This is a genomic window from Alphaproteobacteria bacterium endosymbiont of Tiliacea citrago (assembly GCF_964031065.1).
GTDB lineage: Bacteria > Pseudomonadota > Alphaproteobacteria > CAJXXZ01 > DAHXLG01.
In genome coordinates, this window is record NZ_OZ034995.1 from 45,731 (window position 1) to 67,905 (window position 22,175).

Consider the following 22,175-nt stretch of genomic DNA (forward strand, 5'->3'; position numbering starts at 1 on the left):
AAAGCACGACCTTTATTATATCAAATTATTAATTGTTTTTCCAACTTGGAACATAAACTTGCGCTATATCATACTCTTTTTTCACACTTTTTTCGTTGTACTCTTTGGGCTTTTTCTTCCAACTTGGTATATATTTTTCAGCTTTATTAAGAGGGATTTTCGCATCTTGTTGACTATAAGTGTAGCTGGGGTTGTTTTTTTGAGTTTCTTCATTATCCTCTTCATCATAACTTAAAACATCATTATCATTTTCAATGCTATTAAAATCAGAAGATTCGTTTTCTTTCGATTTTTGATGATAATTTGATCTATTAACAAAGTTCACTTTATTTTTAGATACAGTTTGTTCAATAAATTCTTCATCTTGTTCAATTGGCCTAGAACGCTTTTTGTTTCTTTTGTTTTTTTTATGCAAAGGTTTTTTTGTAGGAACTTCATCTAAATCCAAATCATCATTTGTCTGTAAGTTTTCATAGTTTTCTTCTACCTCTTCTTTTTCATCATCTTGCTTAAGCTCTCGATTTTTTTTATTTTTTCTATATTCTTTTTTGGAACTCTTTGCATGCCTTTTGTTTTTTTTATGCAAAGATTTTTTTGTAGAAAATTCATCTAAATCTAAATCATCATTTATATGTAAGTTTTCACAGTTTTCTTCTACCTCTTCTTTTTCATCATCTTGCTTAAGCTCTCGATTTTTTTTATTCTTTGTCCTGTTTTGATTCATTTTTTTTTGAGATTTGTTGTTTTTACTTTTTTTCTCATCAACCCCTTCCTTTTTTATATTTTTTTCATCTTCTTTTTTAGAATGTTTTGTGTTCCTTTTGTTTTTTTTGCCATTTTGGGGTTTTTTGTTTAAAAGAGCTTTTTTATCTACTTCTGATTTGTTTTCATTATTTTTTTCACTTGGTTCTGTGTGTTTTTTTTGGTTTTTAATTTTGCTATTACTATTTAAATTTTTTTTATTTTCTAATTTGTTTTTTTTTGTTTTCTTTTTTGGACCATCTGTTTTTTTAGATCGTGGTTTACTTTTGAGGTTTCTATTAGTCTTTGTCTTTTTATTTGTTTGAGTTGTTTTTTTATTATTTTGAACCACCAATTCATCATCTATCTCCTCTTCTTCGTTTTCATTAAAATCACTTGCACTATTTTTCTTATCTTTATTTTCTTGATTGCCATTATTTTTTTTAGAAACGGACGTTTTAGCATTTTTCTTTTTGATATTTTGATTTTTTTCCTTGGCTTTCTTTTCCTTGGCCTTCTTTTCTTTGGCCTTCTTTTCCTTGGCCTTCTTTTCTTTGGCTTTCTTTTCTTTGGCTTTCTTTTCTTTGGCCTTCTTTTCCTTGGCCTTCTTTTCTTTGGCCTTCTTTTCTTTGGCTTTCTTTTCTTTGGCCTTCTTTTCCTTGGCCTTCTTTTCTTTGGCCTTCTTTTCTTTGGCGTTCTTTTCTTTGGCCTTCTTTTCTTTGGCCTTCTTTTCTTTGGCCTTCTTTTCCTTAGCCTTCTTTTCTTTGGCTTTCTTTTCTTTGGCCTTCTTCTTCTTTTTAGAAGCAGATTTCTTTTTAGCCTCTAAATGGAAACTATTACCAGACTCAAAAACAATAAAAAATAAAAAGAAAAAACATAAAAATATTTTTTTCATTTTGCTTAAAATAGACATATAGACATAATAACAAAAAAAGATTTATTTTTTTTTAAAAAGAATAATTCAAATCAAGGTTTACACGCGTTTCTTCATAAACAAAAAAATAACTAATTCCCAAGTAAAGTTTTTCATTAGAAAAAGAGAAAACAAAACTATAATTTTTATATACATTGAAACAAAAAGAAAATAAAATTACACTATTAAAAAAATAATGAATTGACAATATTAAACTATTAAAACAAAAAGAAACAGAGCCTCCAAATAAAATGTTTTCAACGCTTGATTTAAATCCAAAACCAAAAACAAACTGTTTGTTTAAAAACTCAAAACAGAATTTATCATGACCAAAAAAAATATTTAAATTAAAATTTTTAAAGTTGTCTAAACTATTATTTTCTAAAGACTGATTTTTTTTAGCTTTATTTTTTGTCAGATTTAAAACTTGATTATTGTGGGAACTTTCACAAAAACTAGAACAACCTTCACTTAAATCATCTTCTAAAAAAAAACTCTGTTTTTTTTCATCGGTGTTTTCTTTAAAATAAGAATTAGACAAAAAAACAAACCTAAAAATAAATTCTAATTCTTGTGGAAAATCAATTAAACTGCTCTTTTCTTGTACAAAATTAATAAATTGATCAAAATCAAAGACATCACCCTGCTTTTTCTGATTATAAAAATAATCATTTAGCTTTTCAAAAAAAATTATTGCATCTTTCTTTTCCTCAGCATTTAAATTTTTATTAATTTGAAAAAAATTCCCCGCTCGTCTTATTCCCAAAAATTCATCTAAATTATTAGAATACAAATATTGTCCAACAAAGGCAATTGCAAAATAGTAAGTGTCAAAAAGATTTTGTAAATTTTTAAAAAACTCATTTTCTACTTTTTCCTCTTTATTTTTTAAATTTGATAAAAACATTAAATTATATAAAAAATATTTTAACTGTTTTACATAAAAATCAATAACGATAGTCTGATCTTGCAACGCATTCAAATAATTAGCATTTTTTTGAAAACTATAAGAATAAATATTTTGAGAGTAATCAAGCTTCAAGATGTTCAAAATATTACAAAAACTCACGTTTTTTTCAGATGAATATAAATATAAAATTTCACAAAAAAAATCAGAAAAATATTTATTAACCATTAAAAAAATTTTATTTAATGGGTTATTTAAATCAGAATAAAATTCTAAAATATCAAAATCATTATCTTTACCCTTACTTTCATCAAAATTTTTATAAAATTCTTTTAAAAAAGAAACATCTTCCAGCGCAATTAAAGCTTTAAAAAAATAATCTTCGGTTTTTTGAAAGTCTTTTAAAACAAAGCTTAATTCACGACGTAAAAAAGATAGCTCATTTATCAAAACAGAATCAAAATTTGGAGCATAAAAACGAATTAAATAAAAAAATTTAGTTAAAATTAAAAAAATTTCATAGATAGAGTCGTTGAATTTTATAGTTTTTTCATTTGAAAATAAAATTTGTTGATCTAGATTTTCAAAATCAGATGAACAATTCAAAAGATAATCCTCAATATAGTGATTATTAAAGCTTTTTTCTTCTTTTCCCACAATTTTTATTATTTCTTGTATGTCTGAAAATTTAACATCAGATAAATCTTGAGAATAAATACTTAAACAAAAAAACAAAAAAATTTTTTTAAAAAACATAAAAATATTATGCTAAAAAAGCATGAAATTTTTATATATTAGTTATTGTCATCTTGTTTGATAGACTTTTGAGCTCCCAAACCAACAAAAAGATCTATATTATCATTTATTTGATGATTGTAACCGGCCGATAAAGTAAGCAGTACACTTCGTTTATCTTCTTTCCAAAACGCATATGAAGCGGAAAACAAAAGAATCATTTGATTATGTCTCAAAGAAGCACAAACGCCGAAACCAGCAGCATATCCATCTTTTTCATCTTTATCATCTTTTTTAAACTTCATGTTTTTATACAAATCTCCATTAGCATGTGCGAATACCAAACCAAGACCAACCTCAAATTGATTGTTCACGCCATAAGTAATAGCAAGCAAAGAATTTTGAAGCTCAACAGAGCTGTTTACATAATACAAAACTGAAAAATTTTCAGCAATTGAATATTTAGCACCCCAAACAAAGGATATGTTTTGTTTCAAAAAATCATTCTTTTCCTCTTCTTCAGTAGCTGGAGTAACTGTAGTAGCTGAAGCAGGTGTACCAGGTTGAACTGGAGCAGCAACTGGAGCAGCAACTGGAGCAGGTTGAGCAGCTTCTTCTCCGGCTTTTTGAGCAGCAGCTTCTTGATCAGCTTTAGCTTTTTCTGCAGCTTTAGCTTTTTCTGCAGCTTTTTCAACAGCTTCTTGAACAGCTTCTTGAACAGTTGTATCAGAACCAGTTGGAGCTGAAGCTTCTGTATCAGCTGTATCAGCAGCAGATGTTTCAGGTTGATCTGAAGACTCTGGAGCTGGAGACTCTTGTCGATTTACAGCAGCTTGTTGATCTAGTGGTTGTTGCAGATTAGTCAAAACAGTCCCACCTTGAGCAGAAGTAAGTCTATCCATACCCTCAACTGTGGTTATGTTATTTGCATCTGCTCCTGTTGCACCCTCTTGCGCTGGTGTTGCGCTAGCTGACGCGCCGTTTGAACCATCTTGCACTGGTGGAGTCTGATCTTCATGTGAGTGTACACTCAAGTTTGCGAGAAGTAATCCTAATAATTTTATATACTTATTTTTATTCATGGTTCCATTTTATAACTCAAAAAAAAAAAAGGGAACCCCCCTCCTTTTGGTGATATTTTATATTGATTTGCACATCAAATTTTATTGCTTATTAAAAAAATTTTTTTATCCCCATCGTAGTTTTAACGACGGTTTTGCATATTATTAAATTCAAATCAAAAATGCTGTTACTGTCTACACTTCAAACACTCTTTGAAATTTTCAAAAACATTATGACTCTATATTATTGATTTTTTTGCAAATAAAGAGCGCTTTAATTTTTTTCAAACATTTCTATTTCCCACATAGGTTTCACCATGGATTTTATTTGGCGAAGCTTCTTTGTCTCTATGTCTATAAAAAATAAATTTTTAATTTAACGCTATTATGCCAAAATTCTCGACACGCAACTTTGGCTTCAGGATCCACACATATATTTTTATTTCATTTTGTCTATGGTGACGCTTTAGCTGAGGCGTCTTTTTCAGACTCAGCTTAAAGATAAAACAAAAATGATAAAAAACACCAAAAATCATGTCTCTTAAATTTAAATTATAGTTTTGTGTTATAAAGAAACATTCTCTAACTCTAAATTTCTTAATTTTTCTCTTTTATTTTTGCACAATATTGCGTATCCGTTTGATTTGAATTTTGCTTGAAATTGCTTAATTTTATTCTTATTTGACGAAACAAAAATTACAATCTCGTACCTTTTTAACATTGATTCTAGTATTTTTAGCCAAAAATTAGCCCGATAAAAAAGCACGCCTTTTTTATATGAATCGTAATTTAATTCCATTTTTCCATGGTTTTTTGATGGAGCGTATTCCCTTTTGTCTGTTATTAACAAGATATTTTTAGAGTTTTCATAAAAATCAAAAAAACAACTCAACTCTTTTATACCTTCCGACTCTTTTTCCTCTAAGAAGCTTTTTATTTTATGTGGAGCTGCTTTTTCTCTTAAAATTTTAACTAATCTTGCTTTATTTTCTTGATGTAAAAATTTGCTTTTGTGCTCTATTGCAATATCAATAATATCTATTATTATTAAGGTTTTTTCGTTTTTTTCTTGTTTTAATATTGTAATCAGCTCTTCTACTGAGTCAACCATTATTTCTTTTGATATCAAAAAAAAAGCTTGAAACATTAAAACAATAAATACTATTTTATTCATTATTTTTATATTAACAATTATTATTTTTGATCACAACTTCTTTAAAAACACATAAAAAAAGTCTCAAAAATGATCAAAAAACATTAAAAAAAGCTTAAAAAACGTTAAAAAACGAGCAAAATTTGAAAGATTTTTTATTTAAACAATCTAAACGCCATTATTTTTAGATGTTGATTTATATTCTTGCAATATATTGTGCAAATCTTCTTTGCAAAATTCTGGCCAAAGCTTATCTAAAAAGAATAATTCAGTATAAGCGATTTGCCAAAGAAGAAAATTACTTAACCTTCGGCATCCACCTGTTCTAATTAGTAAATCTGGTGAGTTTTTCATATATAAGCAATCTTCAAAGGCAAGGTTTTCTCTTTGGCTTTTTCCCATTGCTTCTAAAATTTCATTACGACCACTATAACTTACTGCTAGCTGAATCAATATTTCTGTATTTTTATTTGTTAAATATTCTAATTCAAATAATATCGACTTAACTTTTTCATCAAAAAAACTTAAATCTCCTATAAATTTTATTTTTATATTGTTTTTCGTGAAAAACTCTATGTTTTCTTCTAAAAAAGACATAAATGCAACCATTATTACTGAAATTTCATAAAGAGATCTGTTCCAATTTTCAAATGAAAATCCGTACATTGTTGCCATTGGAATTTTTAATTTTATTAATTCCAAAACTATTTCTTGTAAAACTTCTGCTCCTTTTTTATATGCTTCTGTCAAAGATTTTTTGTTTTTTTTCCCCCATCTTCGATTGCCATCTAAAATTAAAGCTATGTGGTTGCACATTTATTTTAATAACCCCAAATTTTCTAACACTTCTTCGGGTCTTTTTATTAAAATTACTTCTATATCTTTTAATATAATTTCTGATATATCTTCTAAATCTACTTTGTTATCATTCGGAATAAAGACTTTTTTTATTCCGTTTCTGTACGCTGCCAATAACTTCTCTTTTATTCCTCCTACTTTTAATGCATCATACAAGCTTATTTCTCCTGTCATTGCTATATCAGTTGGAAACTTCTTGTTTTTTAGTGTTGAAAATATTGAGCAAAAAATTGCTACACCTGCTGATGGACCGTCTTTAGGTGTTCCTCCAGATGGAAAGTTTATATACATATTTTTTTTCTTTAACTCTTCTAAGTTTAATCCATACTCCTCTGATTTTGACAAAAGTTTCTTATATGCTATTTGAATTGATTCTTTCATCATGTTACCAAGGTTGCCTGTAAATTCAACTTTTCCTTCTCCTGGAACTAATATTGATTCTATTGTTAGAACCTCTCCTTCTTGTCCTTCTCTGCTTGAAACATAGGCCAATCCATTTACAACGCCTATTCGACTTTCTTTTTTTTCTTCTGGTAAATAAACTGGTTTTTTTAAAAAAGTTTTAATTTTTTCATCGTCAATTTCTACTTTTTCTTCTTTCTTTTCTTCTATTCTGCACATTGCTTTTCTTATTAATTTCGATAGTTGTTTTTCTAACCCTCTTACACCTGATTCGTATGTATAATTCCTTATTACTTTGTTTAGTTTTTCTTTATCTATTTGGAACTCTTCTTTTGTTAACCCATATTCTTCTAGTAATTTTGGTATTATATAATTATTTGCAATTAGTTCTTTTTCTTCTTGTGTGTAACCGGTTAAGTGTATTACTTCTAATCTATCTAATAATGCTGGTTTAATTCTGTCTATATAGTTTGTTGTTGCTACGAAAATCACACCAGAAAGATCAAAACCCGTTCCCAGATAATTATCTTGAAAGTTTTTGTTTTGAATTGGATCTAATATTTCTAACAAAACGTCTTCTGGGCTTCCTCTCCAGTCTGATCCCATTGAGCCTATTTCGTCTAATACTATTACTAGGTTAGATGTTCCTGCGTCTTTCATTGCTTGTAATATTTTACCTGGCATTGAACCTATATATGTTCTTCTGTGTCCTCTTAATGCTGATTCATCTTTTACTCCGCCTAATGGAATGCTTACTGTTTTTAGTCCCATTGCTTTACCTATTGCGTATGCAAAGCTTGTTTTTCCTATTCCTGGGGCCCCATAAAAACATAGTACTGTTGATTTTTTTTGATCTTTCACTCTGTTTTTTTGCAAAATCAATTCATATACTCTATCTTTAACATCTTGAATTCCATAATGACTTTCGTTTAATATTGATTTTATTTCTTCTAAATGTTTATTTGATTCTGAGTGAATTTTCCATGGTAAAGCCAATAAAAAGTCCAAATAATTTTTTATCACTGAAAATTCTGCTGAAAATTGGCTCATATATTTTAATTTTTTAAATTCTGATAGCGCTGTTTCTTTTGCGTGATCTGACAGCTTTACTTCGTTTATTTTTTTTTCTATTTTGTTTAAATCTTCTTTATAATCTTCTCCTTCTCCTAATTCCTTTTGGATTGCCTTCATTTGCTCTGTTAGATAATAATCTTTTTGATTTTTTTCAATTTGATTTTTTAACCTGCTTTTTATTTTTCTTTCTATTTCAATTATTTTCATTAAAGATTCTGCCTTGATTATTAGATAATCTAAAAGCTCATGTTCATCTCTGATTGATAATATTTTTTGATTTTCTAATGCAGATAAGCTTAGTCTTTCCGCTATATAATAGGCAAATTCAAAAGAGTCCTCTATTCCGTTAACAAAGCTAATCATACTTATATCAAATGCTTTTGATAGTTTTAGAAACTTTTCAAAAGATTCTTTTAATGTTTTTTTTAACGCTTCTCTTTCTTCTTCTGATGAAATTGAATACACCTTATAGCTCTCTTGAACCGATGCTTCTATCCCACATTCTTCTGAATCTTCCATTGATAATAATGATGCTACATATTTGCACTCAAAAAGAACTTTTAAGGTTCTATCCTGCAAAAGCACTATTTGCTTGATTTCTGCAACCACACCATATTCTTCTACATCTTCTTTTTCAACCTCTTCTGTCTCTGATTGTTTTTGAGCCACCAAAAACAACTCTCCGCTTGATGAGTTTGCCGCTTCTACCGCTTTTACCGATTTTTCCCTTCCGACGAAAATTGACATTACCATGTATGGAAATGGAGACATATCCTTTAGTGGCAACAATGGAAGTTTTACTCCTTTGTCTTTTAGTTTTTCAAAAAATTCTATATTTTCCACACCTATTTCATTTTTCATGTTTATGTCCGCTTCTTGAGCTAAAATTTTTGCTTTTTCATTTTTTAAAGAGGATGTTGAAGAAAATTTTTGAATTCTTTTTTTCATGAATATTATTTAACACTTAATTTTGTTTTTTTTCAAGAATTATAAAAAATTGCTTTTTTTGCTGCTTAAACATATTAACAAATATTTCATTTTGCCTATTGCGTCGTTTTTTTTTTTGATATAGGATAAACAGAATAAATCAATTAATACAAGGAGTAAACATGACAAAAAAGACATTGTTTTTTATTTACAATAATAAATTGCAATAAAGGAAGAAGAAATTCAAACTATTTACTATATTGGGAACATATACAAGAAATAAAAGAAAAAAATGCCCAAAAGTTAAAGCAAATATCAAAAAACATAGATAAAAATTTGCTTTTACTTAAAAAAAAACACAAATATAAAAGGAATAAAAAATTATTATGATTACGAGCAATAACAAACTTATTATACTAACTGGTGTTTCTGCCGTTGGAAAAAGCACTTTTGCTGAAATTTTGAAAAAAAAACACAACTTTAAAGGGTCTACTTCCTATTGCACCAGACTTCCAAGAGAAAATGAAAAAAACAGCCTTCATTATCATTTCATTTCTAAAAACGATTTTGAAAATAAAATTAAAGATGGTTTTTTCTTAGAATATGATAAAATTTTCGATAATTATTATGGTACCTCTAAAAAAGATCTAGAAGAAACTTTGTCTTCTCATAATATTGTTATGACTCTATCTATTGAAGGTTTTTTAGCTTTAAAAAAACATTTTAAACATAATTTAATTGGAGTTTATTTAATGCCTCCAAACAAAGAAGAGTTGAAAAAAAGGTTGAATCTTAGAAACAGCTCTGAAAAAGAGATTGAAAAGAGGTTGTTAAATATTTATGAGCAAAGCGCAAAAGAATCTGTTTTTTTTGATAAAGTTTTAGCCCCTGATACTGTGGACAACACTGTTAATAACATTTTACAGCTTATTATTTAATTTCTTTTTTTTGCATTTGCTGATTTTAACCAAAACAATGAATATATTGACAAAATTAAAGAAAATGAAACTATACTGAAAAATGTTTTGTATCCGTAATATTTTAGTACTAATCCTAGTATTGGTGCTATTATTGCGCTGCAAAACCCTCTTTCTAAAAACATAAACAAAGATCTTTGTGTGCTTGACATTCCTTGTTCGCAAAATTGCATTTGATATGAAAAAAATGTATTACCTTGAAATGATTTAAAAAGTTTATCTAAAAAAAACAAAATTATCAAAAAAAATTCGTTATAATTTATAAAAATATTGAATTCTATGTTTAAAAGGATTAAAAATGGAATTAAAGAATACAAGCACGTGCTCACTAGAAGCATTTTTTCTAAGCCTAAAAATTTAGTCAAATAAACTGTGAAAAAACCAATTATTACGCTGCAAATTCCTCCAATTAATCTTAGTGCTATGAATTTATCTTTCGATATTCCTGAGTCTAAAAAATAATAATTTAAATTTCCTACTAACATTCTATCTGGAAGGTTATAAAACAATAAAAAAAACATTAATGGCAAGACTATTCCTTTATTTATTATTAATAACGATTTGAATGGAGCTGTGTATTGTTCTTTTAAACTCATTTTTTTTTCAAAAATATCTGAAGAATTTTGAATTATGGCATCTATTAAAAAATTTATTATCATATATATGAACATTAATAAAAAAACATTTTTCCACATTAAATAATCTGAAAGTTTATAAAAAAAAACAGTTCCTGTTAACATGCCGGCTTGGTAAAAAGAAGATATTATTCCATCATAATTTATTACATTTTCTTTTTTCATAAATTCCATTTTATATCCTATGCTTAATGCATCTCTTGTTGATATTAATGAGGCATAAATTATTAATATTATTATTAAAAAAATGCTAGAGATATAGTTTAATTCTTTTATATTAAACAAACAAAACGATAGTGTTGATATTGCAATTAAAAACTCAAAAAGCATTATTAATTTTTTTTTATTTCCACATTTTATTTTTTCTATAATATTATATTTTTCTAAAAACGGCATCCAAAACACACAACATACTGATGGAAACATTGTTGTTGTGAAAATATTTAAAATTAATGGTGTTGCTCCGGCTTCCTTTAACCACAAGCTTATTGTGAATTTACTAAACCCTGAATATAAACCTGAATTAAAAGCTAAAAAATATATCGATTTTACGTAATCAATCATGTTTTTTATGATAGTAATTTTTTTTAAACATTGCTATATAACTTATTATTCAATAATATTTTTTCATGGCTGATATTTGCGAAATTAGAAATAAGCTGGAAGACTTAGCACATCAACTCCTGGTGTGGAAGAGGTCTTTTTGACCAGCGCGATGTTGTTAATAAATATTTAAAATTAAAACCTTTAGCTGAATCTCCTGATTTATGGGATAATCCTGAAAAAGCTCGTGAAGTTGTTATTGAATTTAATCTGTTAAAAGACGAATATGAAAATATAGAAAAAATTGAACACAATTTTGAGCAATTGAAAGAAACTATAAACAGTGATTTAGATGATGAAATGCTCTCTTTAGTTGAGCTTGATTTAGACCAATTGGCTATTACTTTGGATAAAATTTATACAAACACCTTATTTAAGGAGGACTCTGATAAATCCGCCTGTTTTTTGACTGTCCATTGTGGATCTGGTGGTTTAGAATCTGAGGACTGGGCTCGAATGCTTTGGGAAATGTATAATAAATATTCTTCTCAATTTTTTAATGTCATAATTATAGACCTTGTCAGTTCTGACGATGGCGGCATTAAAAATGGTACCATTAAAATTTCACCCAAGGAAAAATTGTTTCCTTTTGGTTGGCTGAAAGGAGAAACTGGTGTGCATCGGTTAGTGCGTATTTCTCCTTATGATAAAAAAAAACAACGTCACACTAGTTTTGCTTCTGTTTCTGTTATCCCTGAAATTGATGATAAAATTAATGTTGTTATAGATGAAAAAGAAATTAAAATTGATACTTATCGAGCTTCTGGTGCTGGTGGGCAACATGTTAATAAAACTGATAGTGCTATTAGAATTACACATTTGCCTACTGGAATTGTTGTTCAGTGCCAAAATGATAGATCTCAGCACAAAAACAAAGAAGAGGCTTTTAAAATGTTGAAATCTAGGCTTTATCAAAAAAAGTCTGAAGAGCTAAAAAAAGAGAAAGAGAATTTAAGTGGAGAAAAAAAAGAGGTTTCTTGGGGTTCTCAGATTAGGTCTTATGTTCAACAGCCTTATCAAATGGTTAAAGATCATCGCACCAATTTTGAAATTCCGAATTTTGATAAGGTTGTTTTTAACGCTGAAATCGAAGAATTTTTGTTACATTGGTTAAAATTTAATATATAAAAATATATTTGCGTGATAAACCACATAAAAATCTTAATTACTTGTTTTTAGCTAGAAAAAAATTTTTTATAAATCTTTTTTCATGTTTTTACTCCTCTTTTTAATCTGCAAAAGAAAAAAAGTAACGTTTAAACAAAAAAAGCACAAGACTTTAATAAAAAAAACATATTTTTATCTATAATCCAACAGTTGACGTTGCTTTTTTTTTTATTTTTTAAGAGAATTAGTATGGGTATATAGCTCAGCGGTAGAGCATTACGTTGACGTCGTAAGGGTCATAGGTTCGATCCCTATTATACCCACCATTTTTAATTTTTTATAAAATTACACTTTTTGACTTCTTTTTATAAATCAAATTATACTTTATTTGTTATGTTTTTTATTCAAGACTATGTTTATTATTTTTATAATTTGATCTTTTTATATAAAGGATTGACCATTATGATTTTGTTTTTTTTTGATTATTATAGAGTATTTCAGATTTAAAAAAACACCTGAAGAATTACAATTTCAAGAAAAACTATCTAAAAGACTCTCCTAAGCCTTTCCTAAAGAGGAAATATCTGTTTTTTGTACTTTCATCAAAGGCTCTAATGAAAGAAAAAAAGTTGAACTTAATATTACTTCTTCTCTTCTTCATTTGTAAAACTCTTTCTATCTTTGTGACTTTAAGTCTTTAGAACCATGCCTTTCTATTTTGGAAAAATTTGCTTTATATAGGTTTGAAGTTTATAATCACATAGAAAAACTATTAAAATTTTCTCAATCGAAAATTTATGTATATTGTTTTGACATCTTGTTAGAATGTAGCGATAATTCTTTTAAATTTGTATTAGATTTTTGGGGTATGATGAAGCTGATTGTTATGAGCCAAACTAATCTTTCTTAAGGCGTTGTTTTAATTTTCCTTCTTTTTTGAAAATATTATATTTTGAACAAAACATTATACCTAAAACAGTCTCTTTAAAAAAACAGAAATTGCTTATTTAGAAAATGAACAATGCTTTAAATTAACTTTTGAACAAATTTTAAAAAACAACGTTATAAACAAACAGTCCATTAAATTTAATGATGTTGAAGTTTGTATAGATCAATTTTTGAATCTTTTACAAAGCTGATTTTTTCTTATATTATTAAACACATAGCTGATTTTTTTTATAGAAATTAATATAAATTTTTAAGCAAAACATCAAGGTATTTAGTTATTTTAGGGTGATTAAAACAATTATTTTTTGAAAATGATCAAAAATGGATATCTCTTGAAAAATAATGATTATTAAATTGAACTGAAAATGAATTTTAAGCAAAATTAAATGGAGCGGACGAAGGGATTCGAACCCTCGACCCCAACCTTGGCAAGGTTGTGCTCTACCCCTGAGCCACGTCCGCATGTTTCTGATTATATTTTAAAATGAAAAAAAACACAAATATATTTTTTTATAGTCTTTAATTTACTTCTTTTTTTAATTAATATTTAAAATGATGAATTCTTTAAAAGATTTAAGGCTTAAAATTTTAAAATTTAATGAAGCTTATGAAAAAGGCTCTCCTATTGTCGATGATTTTGTTTATGATTTTTATAAAAAAAAATTGGAAATTTTAGAACAAAATGAAAAAATAAAAATATCTGAAAACGTAGGTTCAAAAGCCCTTGAACCTTCTTCTCATTTATTTCCCATTCTTTCCTTGAATCATGATTTTGGAAAAAATTCAATAGATGGGTTTATAAAAAAAATAGAAAAACAAATTGATCCATTCCCTATGGTTGCAGAATTAAAAATTGATGGAGTTAGTGTTATTGCAACATATGAAAATCAAAAAATTATTTGCTTAAAAACCAGAGGAAATGGTTTTTTAGGTGAAAACATATCTCACTTAATTCCTTTCTTAAATATTCCTAATAAAATTTATTTAACAGAACATTTAGAAATTAGGTTTGAAGCTTATTTTAATAAAAAAGAGTTTGAAAATCCTAGAAACGCAGCGGCTGGAATTTTAATGAAAAAAAACCCAGATTCAAAACTAGCTTTATTAAATTTTGCACCTCATAATTTATATTCAAATAGTTTAATTTGGAATTCTTATATTCAGTTAAGAGAAATTTTTTATAAAATGCATTTAAATTGTATTGAACCTTACAAAGTTTGTTATAATATTCAAGATTGTTATCAATATTTTGAAGAAATAAATTTATTAAAAAATAATTTATCTCATGAAATTGATGGAGTTGTTTTTAAAGTTGATTCAAAAGAAAAACAAAATGTATTAGGATCAACTGCTAAAGCTCCTAAATTTGCTTTTGCTATAAAATTTTCAAATTCTTTTAATATTTCTGAAATTACACAGATAGACTTTCAAGTTGGAAGATTAGGGAAAATTACGCCTGTGGCAACTCTCACTCCCACTTTTATCAACAATAGATCAATTTCTAAGGCGACTTTAAATAATTTAAATGATTTAATGAAAAAAAATTTTGCAATTGGAGATATCGTAAAAATAGAAATGGCTGGAGAAGTGATTCCTAAAATTACGGAAATTATTGAAAAGTCAAATAATTTAACACAAATTCCTGTTTTATGCCCATCTTGCAACACCAAATTAATTGAAGATTTTTGCCCAAATTCATGGAATTGTTTCCAACAAAAATTAAATAGATTGATTTATTTTGCAAATAAAAACGGATTAAATATAAAAAATTTAGGAGAAGCTCAAATTCAATTTTTTGTTAAAGAAAACATATTAAATTATCCTTTTGACTTTTTTATGTTAAAACAAAACATTTATAACATTTCTTATACTCCAAATTGGCTTGCTGAAAAATCTTTTGCAAAAATTATTGAAAGTGTTGAAAAAAGTAAATATTGCACTTTAGAACAGTTCATTGTTTCAATCGGACTTCCTAATATAGCTAAAACAAAAGCAAAAGAAATTAATTTAAAATTTAAATCTCTCGAAAATTTTTTAAATGCAAATATAAAAAGTTTGAAATTTCTTGGGGAAAAAAATGCTCAAAGTGTTTTTGAATACAAAGAGAAAGAAAAATTTTGGATCAATAAAACGTTTGAATTTTTAAAAACCGACAAAAAGTATGAAAAAGTTTCTTTGTTTAATTTTGAATAAAAATTAATCAACTTTAGACAAAGAATCATGAACTTGCAGGTGTGTTCGATTCGCAACTTTTAATATTAAAAATGCAAAAAAAATAAAAAAATTTTTCATACAAAAACTATATCAAATCAATTAAATTTCTTCAATATAATTCATAATGATCTTTTTACAAATATCTTTTTGGTTATATTTATTGGAAAAAGAATGAAAAAACAAACTATCAACACCAAAACCAGGCAAAGAATTAACTTCATTAAAATAAACTTTTTTACTTTTTTTACAAATAAAAAAATCAAATCTACATAAAAAATCTAATCTCATAGCTTTAAACAAACTAAAAGAATAGTCTTTTATCAAATTTATTAAAGCACAATTTTGCAATAATTCCGTTTTAAAAACATGTTTTTCATATTTATCGTTATATGAAAAAAAATTTAATCCATGATTAATTACGATCACATCAGAAACCTCGTGAAACAAAACAGAGCAAGAACATTCTATAACCTCCATATAAGATTCAACTAAAGGATATTTTGTAATTGTTTTTAAATTTTCAAGAGAATCAATAAATTCTTTTTCATTATAAACCATTGAACAACCAAAAGAAGAGCCATTATCTGAGGGTTTTAAAAATAAAATTTCTGAATTAAGTTTTTTTTTACAGTCTTCAAAGGTTAAGGGAGAGAAAAAAAAATCTATATAATTAACAACGGGAATGTTTAATGATTCTGCTATTTTTTTAGAAATAATTTTATCAAAAGAAACACAAGAACTAAAAAGAGAGTTCGCGATTAATTTTTTAAAAGACAAAGACTCAAAAAAAGCTTGAAACTCTCCATTTTCAGCTCCTTTTCCATGCACAATAGGAAAAACATAATCAACCTTGATTTTTTTATTTTCAGTTTTAAAAAACAAATTATCATCACTAGAAATAAAAACACCTGTTTCGCCATTATAAGAAAAATGTCCAGATAGGGAAACGCTTATTAAATAAAAATTAAAATTTAAATCAAAAACGTTCTTCAAAAAATTATTAGCAGAATTAAGGCTAACTTCTCTTTCAAGCCCAACTCCACCAGCTAAAACAAGTATGTTCATTATCCAACAATACTATCAAACCTAATATTTATTTGCCATATTTTTTTTCAAACAATTCAGGCTGATCGCTTTCATCCAACACATAAATGTTTTTTGAAGCAAAGTCGTTTTTTCCAAATTCAAAACCAAAAATTTCATGCAAACAACTACCAGAGATACCAACTAAAGCTGAAAAAACAGCAACATATTCTGACTGCAATCTATTTCTAAAAAAAACAACCAAAACACTTGAAAAAACAAAACAAACAATCAAAGAATAAAACATAATGTCTGCTCTTAGATTTCTTCCATTTCTTATAATAATTTGAGCATCTCTTGAACGAGCAGCTTCTATACTGTTATTATAAGAATTATGAAATAATTTAGAAAATTGCTGCTGCAACCTTTTATCGCCGTATATTTTTTCAAAATTTTTTACATCATCGTTTTCACCACCAATTGCTTTTAATGAAAACTTTAAAATTGAAAAAAAATTCTTTAAAATAAAGCTGGTTGGAATAGAAACCCCTTTAAACAACGAAAATATTTTAAAAATCATAATTTCTCCTCTTTGTTAATTTCTTCAATTGAGTCGATCTTACACAAATCGTAACCACCAAGGTTTTGGCCCGTTGGCACAAAGCTTATTTTTACTAGTTTTTTATTATTAGAATAAACAAAAAAATTTGAATCTTCTTCTTTAATTATTAAATGTGATAAAAAATCTTTAGCAAATGTTAACTTGTTTTCTGAATCCACTAAAACAACTTGGCCAACTAAATCTATTCCGCGATCTCTAAGAATGGGTGTTTTTATTTTTCTTATCATTTTTATTTTCCAACTTCTAACCTTAAAATTTTTTCTTGATTGGTAATTAGACGATCTAAAAAAGTAACCTCTAAATTGTTTTCAACTATATTAATATTTAAATTGTCCAAAGCCGCATAATCACCATCAAAATCTTTTATAATTGATTCAAAATCAAAATCATTTAAATGTAAAACCTCAATCCCTTTAATGGTTAAAGACCAAACGCCTTCAATGTTTTTTTGAAAAACCTCTATAATTCTATATTTTTTTTTATCAAATTCAAAAAAATCATTTAAATTCGGAATATCTTTATAATCAATATTAGATAGCTGAAAAATAATTTCATTAGATATTTTTTGCTCAACCAAAAAAGCAATTTGTTTTTTTAATAACCTTAAAGTCTTTTTTCCTTCAGAAGAATTAAAAAAAGATTTGTCAAAAGATTCAAAAATGTCCCAGTATTCATTATTATGTAAAGAAATCTGATCTTTAGAAATTTTTTTACATTTATAAAGTGCATTTTCATAAACAACAATTGCTCCAACGGAATATTCTTTATCTTTTTCATATAATTCAATAGAAGTATAGCTAGGAATTTTTATAAAATAATTTATTTTTTTAAGAAAAGTGCTTTGTTGTCTGTTAAACAAAAAAACTAGTTTTTCTTTAGATTTTATATCAAAACAAAATATAATATTACCGCTTAAACCAAAAGAATCCTTCCTAACCAAAAGATTATCTTGAACTACAAAATCAGTTGAAAGATCCTTAGGCCCAGATAAATTAAAAAAATAATTAGAATGAGTTTTAAAGTTTTCTAAAGAATTCAAAAAAGCCCCTTGATCAGAGTCGTTTATCTGTAAATTAAAATTTTGATATTTAAAAGAATTTTTTTCACAAAAAACGGAAAAAGTTAATTGAAGGCTAAAATTTTGCTTTCTATTTTCTGTTTTTTTTATAATATTTGAAGAAGTAATTTCAAATTTTTTTTTACAATCGTATTCAAACAACTCCCATTTATTATTAGAAAAGAAAAAAAACGGCTTAAAAAATAAAAAATTAGGCCAGTTTTCATCATTATTGTCATTAATAAAACTTTCCATTAAATTTTTATTATCTCTAACATCATATATTCCATCTGGAGTTAAACAAAAACTTTCGTGTTCTTTAATATTTTCATTATCAAAAGATTTATATCCATAATTATATTCATTAATTTTATAATGCTTATACTCATAAAAATTCATTTTTCTATCAACTCCAAAGTCCAATTTTTTTCATTAATAAATTTTTTAACTAAACAAACATCTAAAATAGGAAAACCAAAATTTTTTTTATTCTCAACAAGAGGAATAGTCCATTGGCAATCTTCTGAAGCCTGCTTCCACCTTTCTTCAAACCTTTTCTGATTTTCCTGAGAAGAATCATTTTCTTTTAATAAACAAAAAAAAGAATGCAGATCACTTTGCAAAACAAAACGAGATGAAAAAAATTTCAAATTAGAATCATCAAAAAAATTAGAGAGCTCTCCTTTACCTCTTAAAAAAAAAGAATATTTTTTTCTTTTATAAACACAACCTTTTCCATCAACATTTCTATAAAATTTATTTTTTAAAACAAAAGAAAATTGAATATCAAAAGCGTTTATTAATAAATTACTATTAGAACAATCCTCTAACAAGCAATAAAAATCAGAATTCATCATAACCTTAACTCACAACAATAAAAAACATTAACCATAAACAAAAATTTTAGAAGAATTATTTAAATTAAGAACAAAATTATTTTTATCTTTTTCAATAATTTTTTCATTTTTATCATATACATTTAAAAACTCAGAAATAATATTGTTTTTTAAACATTCAGGTAAGTTACAAGAATCATATCCAGTTTTGTAATAAATAGTAATAAAACCTAAATCCTCTTCAAAAGTTAAAAGTAAATTATCTTGTTTTCTAACTGTACTTAAAGGGACAATGTTTTTACCTTTTGAATTTTTAATACTAACAACTTCATTAACAGGCCCATTTTTAAGAAAAATTTGATAATTGTTATGAACAACCTTCCATTCCTTTTTTAAAATAGAAATACCAGCGCGAGCCTCAATATTATTTATTGCTAACTTTAAAATTTTAATTAAAAACTCATCTGACTCACAAAAACCAAAAGAATTTCTAAAAAACAAAACACTAAGAGGCAACTCATCATTAACACTTTGCAAAACAATTCTCATTAAATATATCCCCTAAAGAAAACAAAGCACCATTTTTAAATTATAGTGCAAAACAACAACCAAATAAAACCATAAAATTTATTTATGGTTTTAATCATCGGAAACATCGGTTTTTTTTGAATTTTCTTCTGTTGTTGCAGTAAAGCTAACCCCAACAATAGCATCATTATTAATCAGCCCAAAACCAACAGAAACAGGCATACTCAACCCAACTTGATTGGGATTTTCAAATTTAGAATGCATTTCGATTTTAGGATATAACTTTTCAGCCAAAACCAATCCTTGCTTAAGATCTCCAAATAAAATTTTATCATCCAGCTCATCAACAAAAACAATTTCATGCCCAAACAATTTATTCTCACCATTATAAACAAACCTACCAGAATCATCTTTTGTAGAATAAAAATCCTTAAAATGTTTTTTGGACATTAAAAAAACAGCATTAGTTAAATACCTAGAAGGTAACAAACCTTTCAACAACAATAAATTATTAATAAAGGTTAATTTTTTATCATATAAAAAACCACGAATACAATTAGACTTCAATTTATTTTCATCACTTTGAAAAACCTCATCTTTAAAATAATCAAACAATAATTTATTTTCTAAATGATTAATACTATCAGAAAAAACATTTTTTAAATACTCTTGATAACCTTCAATTTTATGAAATAAACTTTTAGGAATTAACCATTTTGCATATTCCTCACTGAGGTCTATTTTAACAGGAGTAGAAATATCTGCATTCAAAGCATTATGGTCTTTAGAATTAACAATACCTTGAACTCTTGGAACTTCAACAGAAGAAGAGTCAGTTAAAACATGTAAACAATACTTTCTTAAAACATTATTTTTTCCAACCTGAGGAAAAAAAGAAGTAATATCATGAAAGCTAATAGCCCCATTAAACTGAGATTCACTGCACTTTGTTAAAAAAGAACCAAAAACATCAGAATCACCTTCAAAACCAGTTGCTTGAACATAACCTTTACTTACAACTTCATTATTTGCAATATTTTGCATAAAAAAACCCTTTCAAAAAAAATTTAAAATTATCCATAAATTGGACTATCATCAGTAGAAGACCCAAAACAGTTAGAATCTCCAAAATAAACTTGATTAACCGGAGAGAAAAAAGCCTTGCTATTTGCTGGATTAGCAACCAAAGAAATCTCAACCAATTTAGCCTGTTTAATATATCGATAATTTTTATTTTTTGCCAAATTATATCTCATCTCACTATAAACAATAAAAAAACCAATCGACAAACCATTCAAATTATCTTGTTGAACCAAATCAATAACTTTAGAATCAGAAATTTCACCTTCAACTTCAATACCAATTTTAGTTAGCTTAACACTTGTCCATTTTCCAGGAACCTGTCTAGAATCATGCTCAAAAAACATAGCCGGCATCTTTTTCAGAAACCCATCACTATCAGCATTGGAAGCAAAAGCATCTTTTGAAATCACATCATTAGTTAAATCAGAATTATTATAACTAGTAGCAAGACCTTGAATTCTTAAAACATCAACTTCTCCAACTTTTTTACAAGAAAAAGAATCAATCTTACAAAACAAAAAAAGCTTGGAAAATTGATCATTTGAAAAATTTTTAGCTATAAAATCATTATTTACTAAACTTTGATTATCAGAAAACTTAGTAATCATTAAAAAACCACCTTAAAAAATTAAAAACATTATTCGATTTTCCCATTATCATCAACTAACTTAATCTCAATTTTTGAATCTATAGTTCTAAAAAAATTGGTCAAAAACTGAGAAATTTTATTGGCTAAAGGCATAACAGTACTTTTATTAAAAATTTCAAACAACCCATCAATATTAGCTCTAGAATTTTCACCAGAAATAGAAAGATCTCCAACTAAATTAGCAGGAACGCCAAGACCAGAAGCAATAGATCGAACAGCTCGTCTAGCAGCATCACTATAATCCATGTCTTTTACAGTTCCAGATAATTGATGCCATTGACAATCACCATTTAAAACAAAAATTTGCCCAGCCTTATCAGGACCAGCATTCTGCTCTTTAAACCTTTTAGCAAAATCAACTTTTTCTTCAGAAGTTAACATTTTAGAAGGACTAATCGAAAGAATCCCAGAAGGACGTCCACCATTAGAAATAACAGATAAATTATGCCTATCAATTTGTTGATAAAGATTAGCAGAAGAGCGAACAGGATCAATAAAACTATAGCCATACCAAGTATTAGTTGGATTAAACCGTTTAAAATGCCCGACCAAAGGTAAATCTTTATTGTTAGCAACAAAATTTTGTTTTTTTTCATTAATTGAATAAGTATATCCAGCCACTTTAGTTTTAGATTCATTCAAATAAACAGAAGTAGAAGAAGGTAAATTAATCAAATCAAAAGAATTCAGTTCATTTTTATTTAAAAGAACAAAAGAATTACCATAAATTAAAAAATTCCAAACAAAAGTTTCAATAAAATCTGAAAAATAAACAGAATCAGAAGGATTGCAAAGAATGTTAAAAACAAAAGAAGAATTATCTTTAACACCATCTTTAAAAACAACAAAATTTAAACTAGTAATAGAATTAACAATTAATGAAATAGATCTATTGATACAAGCGTTCTTTAAAACTAAATCAACGTTAGATGAATAATCATGAACATCACAATTAACATCAGAAAAAACAATAGAACTATCAGAACTATTATTCACTTTAAAAAAATTTTTAACATAATTAAACATAAGAATCTCGAATATATTTTTAGGAAAAACACATAAATACGATCAATGATTATTTTCGTTCATCAACCGTATACATTATTCTAAACAAAAACATGG

General features: G+C 26.7%; 19 protein-coding genes and 2 tRNA genes. 4 read left to right on the forward strand and 17 right to left on the reverse strand.

Annotated features, from left to right (window positions below):
* Positions 1-28: 28 nt before the first annotated feature.
* The 6 genes from AAHM83_RS00235 to lon all read right to left on the reverse strand — a co-directional run bounded on the left by AAHM83_RS00235 (position 29) and on the right by lon (position 8,792).
* Positions 29-1,654 carry a hypothetical protein gene (locus tag AAHM83_RS00235; RefSeq protein ID WP_342262029.1) on the reverse strand — a complete coding sequence of 542 codons (1,626 nt, stop codon included), beginning with the start codon at positions 1,652-1,654 and terminating at the stop codon, positions 29-31.
* A 34-nt stretch (positions 1,655-1,688) separates the two neighbouring features.
* Entirely contained in the window at positions 1,689-3,317 is a 1,629-nt protein-coding gene (locus AAHM83_RS00240; protein ID WP_342262030.1) for a hypothetical protein, read from the reverse strand.
* A 38-nt stretch (positions 3,318-3,355) separates the two neighbouring features.
* Positions 3,356-4,378, reverse strand: a complete 1,023-nt coding sequence (locus AAHM83_RS00245; RefSeq protein WP_342262031.1) for a hypothetical protein — start codon at positions 4,376-4,378, stop codon at positions 3,356-3,358.
* A 544-nt stretch (positions 4,379-4,922) separates the two neighbouring features.
* A complete protein-coding gene (locus AAHM83_RS00250; protein WP_342262032.1) occupies positions 4,923-5,531 on the reverse strand; it encodes a hypothetical protein in 609 nt (202 codons plus the stop codon).
* A gap of 147 nt (positions 5,532-5,678) precedes the next feature.
* Positions 5,679-6,326, reverse strand: a complete 648-nt coding sequence (gene uppS / locus AAHM83_RS00255; protein WP_342262033.1) for a polyprenyl diphosphate synthase — start codon at positions 6,324-6,326, stop codon at positions 5,679-5,681.
* Complete coding sequence (gene lon / locus AAHM83_RS00260) at positions 6,327-8,792, reverse strand: endopeptidase La (RefSeq protein WP_342262034.1); 2,466 nt, start codon at positions 8,790-8,792, stop codon at positions 6,327-6,329.
* 365 nt (positions 8,793-9,157) lie between these two features.
* Here lon and AAHM83_RS00265 point away from each other — a divergent pair, with 365 nt between their 5' ends.
* Positions 9,158-9,709 carry an AAA family ATPase gene (locus AAHM83_RS00265; protein WP_342262035.1) on the forward strand — a complete coding sequence of 184 codons (552 nt, stop codon included), beginning with the start codon at positions 9,158-9,160 and terminating at the stop codon, positions 9,707-9,709.
* On the opposite strand, the gene AAHM83_RS00270 is transcribed toward AAHM83_RS00265, so the two are convergent.
* Entirely contained in the window at positions 9,706-10,947 is a 1,242-nt protein-coding gene (locus AAHM83_RS00270; protein ID WP_342262036.1) for an MFS transporter, read from the reverse strand. The two genes, AAHM83_RS00265 and AAHM83_RS00270, sit on opposite strands and share 4 nt — an antisense overlap.
* 111 nt (positions 10,948-11,058) lie before the next feature.
* Between AAHM83_RS00270 and prfB the strand changes: the two genes are divergently transcribed.
* Together prfB and AAHM83_RS00280 are read left to right on the forward strand one after the other, a co-directional pair.
* A complete protein-coding gene (gene prfB / locus AAHM83_RS00275) occupies positions 11,059-12,114 on the forward strand; it encodes a peptide chain release factor 2 (RefSeq protein ID WP_342262235.1) in 1,056 nt (351 codons plus the stop codon).
* A gap of 230 nt (positions 12,115-12,344) precedes the next feature.
* A tRNA-Val gene (locus AAHM83_RS00280) sits at positions 12,345-12,419 on the forward strand.
* Between the two features lie 1,009 nt (positions 12,420-13,428).
* On the opposite strand, the gene AAHM83_RS00285 is transcribed toward AAHM83_RS00280, so the two are convergent.
* Positions 13,429-13,503: transfer RNA gene (locus tag AAHM83_RS00285), tRNA-Gly, on the reverse strand.
* 93 nt (positions 13,504-13,596) lie between these two features.
* Here AAHM83_RS00285 and AAHM83_RS00290 point away from each other — a divergent pair.
* Complete coding sequence (locus AAHM83_RS00290) at positions 13,597-15,234, forward strand: hypothetical protein (RefSeq protein ID WP_342262037.1); 1,638 nt, start codon at positions 13,597-13,599, stop codon at positions 15,232-15,234.
* A gap of 120 nt (positions 15,235-15,354) precedes the next feature.
* Here AAHM83_RS00290 and AAHM83_RS00295 read toward each other — a convergent pair whose 3' ends face one another.
* The 9 genes from AAHM83_RS00295 to AAHM83_RS00335 form a co-directional block, all read right to left on the reverse strand.
* Positions 15,355-16,320 carry a hypothetical protein gene (locus tag AAHM83_RS00295; protein WP_342262038.1) on the reverse strand — a complete coding sequence of 322 codons (966 nt, stop codon included), beginning with the start codon at positions 16,318-16,320 and terminating at the stop codon, positions 15,355-15,357.
* Between the two features lie 28 nt (positions 16,321-16,348).
* Positions 16,349-16,858: a hypothetical protein gene (locus tag AAHM83_RS00300; protein WP_342262039.1), complete on the reverse strand. Its 510-nt coding sequence runs from the start codon at positions 16,856-16,858 to the stop codon at positions 16,349-16,351.
* Positions 16,855-17,127: a hypothetical protein gene (locus AAHM83_RS00305; RefSeq protein ID WP_342262040.1), complete on the reverse strand. Its 273-nt coding sequence runs from the start codon at positions 17,125-17,127 to the stop codon at positions 16,855-16,857. Before AAHM83_RS00305 ends, AAHM83_RS00300 begins: the two co-directional genes overlap by 4 nt.
* Before the next feature lie 2 nt (positions 17,128-17,129).
* Positions 17,130-18,356: a hypothetical protein gene (locus AAHM83_RS00310; protein WP_342262041.1), complete on the reverse strand. Its 1,227-nt coding sequence runs from the start codon at positions 18,354-18,356 to the stop codon at positions 17,130-17,132.
* Positions 18,353-18,811 (reverse strand): hypothetical protein, encoded by a 459-nt coding sequence (locus AAHM83_RS00315; protein WP_342262042.1) that lies wholly within the window; start codon positions 18,809-18,811, stop codon positions 18,353-18,355. Before AAHM83_RS00315 ends, AAHM83_RS00310 begins: the two co-directional genes overlap by 4 nt.
* A 30-nt stretch (positions 18,812-18,841) precedes the next feature.
* Positions 18,842-19,342 carry a hypothetical protein gene (locus AAHM83_RS00320; protein ID WP_342262043.1) on the reverse strand — a complete coding sequence of 167 codons (501 nt, stop codon included), beginning with the start codon at positions 19,340-19,342 and terminating at the stop codon, positions 18,842-18,844.
* 90 nt (positions 19,343-19,432) lie between these two features.
* Positions 19,433-20,365, reverse strand: coding sequence for a phage major capsid protein (locus AAHM83_RS00325; RefSeq protein WP_342262044.1), 933 nt, complete (start codon positions 20,363-20,365; stop codon positions 19,433-19,435).
* Between the two features lie 29 nt (positions 20,366-20,394).
* Positions 20,395-21,012 (reverse strand): HK97 family phage prohead protease, encoded by a 618-nt coding sequence (locus AAHM83_RS00330; protein WP_342262045.1) that lies wholly within the window; start codon positions 21,010-21,012, stop codon positions 20,395-20,397.
* 29 nt (positions 21,013-21,041) lie between these two features.
* A complete protein-coding gene (locus AAHM83_RS00335) occupies positions 21,042-22,079 on the reverse strand; it encodes a phage portal protein (protein ID WP_342262046.1) in 1,038 nt (345 codons plus the stop codon).
* Positions 22,080-22,175: the final 96 nt, after the last annotated feature.

Excerpts from the sequence above, each read along its gene's own strand:
- AAHM83_RS00300 (WP_342262039.1), bottom strand. The coding sequence starts at position 16,858 with ATGATTTTTAAAATATTTTCGTTGTTTAAAGGGGTTTCTATTCCAACC.
- AAHM83_RS00240 (WP_342262030.1), bottom strand. The coding sequence starts at position 3,317 with ATGTTTTTTAAAAAAATTTTTTTGTTTTTTTGTTTAAGTATTTATTCT.
- AAHM83_RS00335 (WP_342262046.1), bottom strand. The coding sequence starts at position 22,079 with ATGTTTAATTATGTTAAAAATTTTTTTAAAGTGAATAATAGTTCTGAT.
- AAHM83_RS00310 (WP_342262041.1), bottom strand. The coding sequence starts at position 18,356 with ATGAATTTTTATGAGTATAAGCATTATAAAATTAATGAATATAATTAT.
- uppS (WP_342262033.1), bottom strand. The coding sequence starts at position 6,326 with ATGTGCAACCACATAGCTTTAATTTTAGATGGCAATCGAAGATGGGGG.
- AAHM83_RS00295 (WP_342262038.1), bottom strand. The coding sequence starts at position 16,320 with ATGAACATACTTGTTTTAGCTGGTGGAGTTGGGCTTGAAAGAGAAGTT.
- AAHM83_RS00265 (WP_342262035.1), top strand. The coding sequence starts at position 9,158 with ATGATTACGAGCAATAACAAACTTATTATACTAACTGGTGTTTCTGCC.
- AAHM83_RS00305 (WP_342262040.1), bottom strand. The coding sequence starts at position 17,127 with ATGATAAGAAAAATAAAAACACCCATTCTTAGAGATCGCGGAATAGAT.
- AAHM83_RS00270 (WP_342262036.1), bottom strand. The coding sequence starts at position 10,947 with ATGATTGATTACGTAAAATCGATATATTTTTTAGCTTTTAATTCAGGT.
- AAHM83_RS00325 (WP_342262044.1), bottom strand. The coding sequence starts at position 20,365 with ATGCAAAATATTGCAAATAATGAAGTTGTAAGTAAAGGTTATGTTCAA.
- AAHM83_RS00320 (WP_342262043.1), bottom strand. The coding sequence starts at position 19,342 with ATGAGAATTGTTTTGCAAAGTGTTAATGATGAGTTGCCTCTTAGTGTT.
- AAHM83_RS00315 (WP_342262042.1), bottom strand. The coding sequence starts at position 18,811 with ATGAATTCTGATTTTTATTGCTTGTTAGAGGATTGTTCTAATAGTAAT.
- AAHM83_RS00245 (WP_342262031.1), bottom strand. The coding sequence starts at position 4,378 with ATGAATAAAAATAAGTATATAAAATTATTAGGATTACTTCTCGCAAAC.
- AAHM83_RS00235 (WP_342262029.1), bottom strand. The coding sequence starts at position 1,654 with ATGTCTATTTTAAGCAAAATGAAAAAAATATTTTTATGTTTTTTCTTT.
- lon (WP_342262034.1), bottom strand. The coding sequence starts at position 8,792 with ATGAAAAAAAGAATTCAAAAATTTTCTTCAACATCCTCTTTAAAAAAT.
- AAHM83_RS00290 (WP_342262037.1), top strand. The coding sequence starts at position 13,597 with ATGAATTCTTTAAAAGATTTAAGGCTTAAAATTTTAAAATTTAATGAA.
- AAHM83_RS00330 (WP_342262045.1), bottom strand. The coding sequence starts at position 21,012 with ATGATTACTAAGTTTTCTGATAATCAAAGTTTAGTAAATAATGATTTT.
- AAHM83_RS00250 (WP_342262032.1), bottom strand. The coding sequence starts at position 5,531 with ATGAATAAAATAGTATTTATTGTTTTAATGTTTCAAGCTTTTTTTTTG.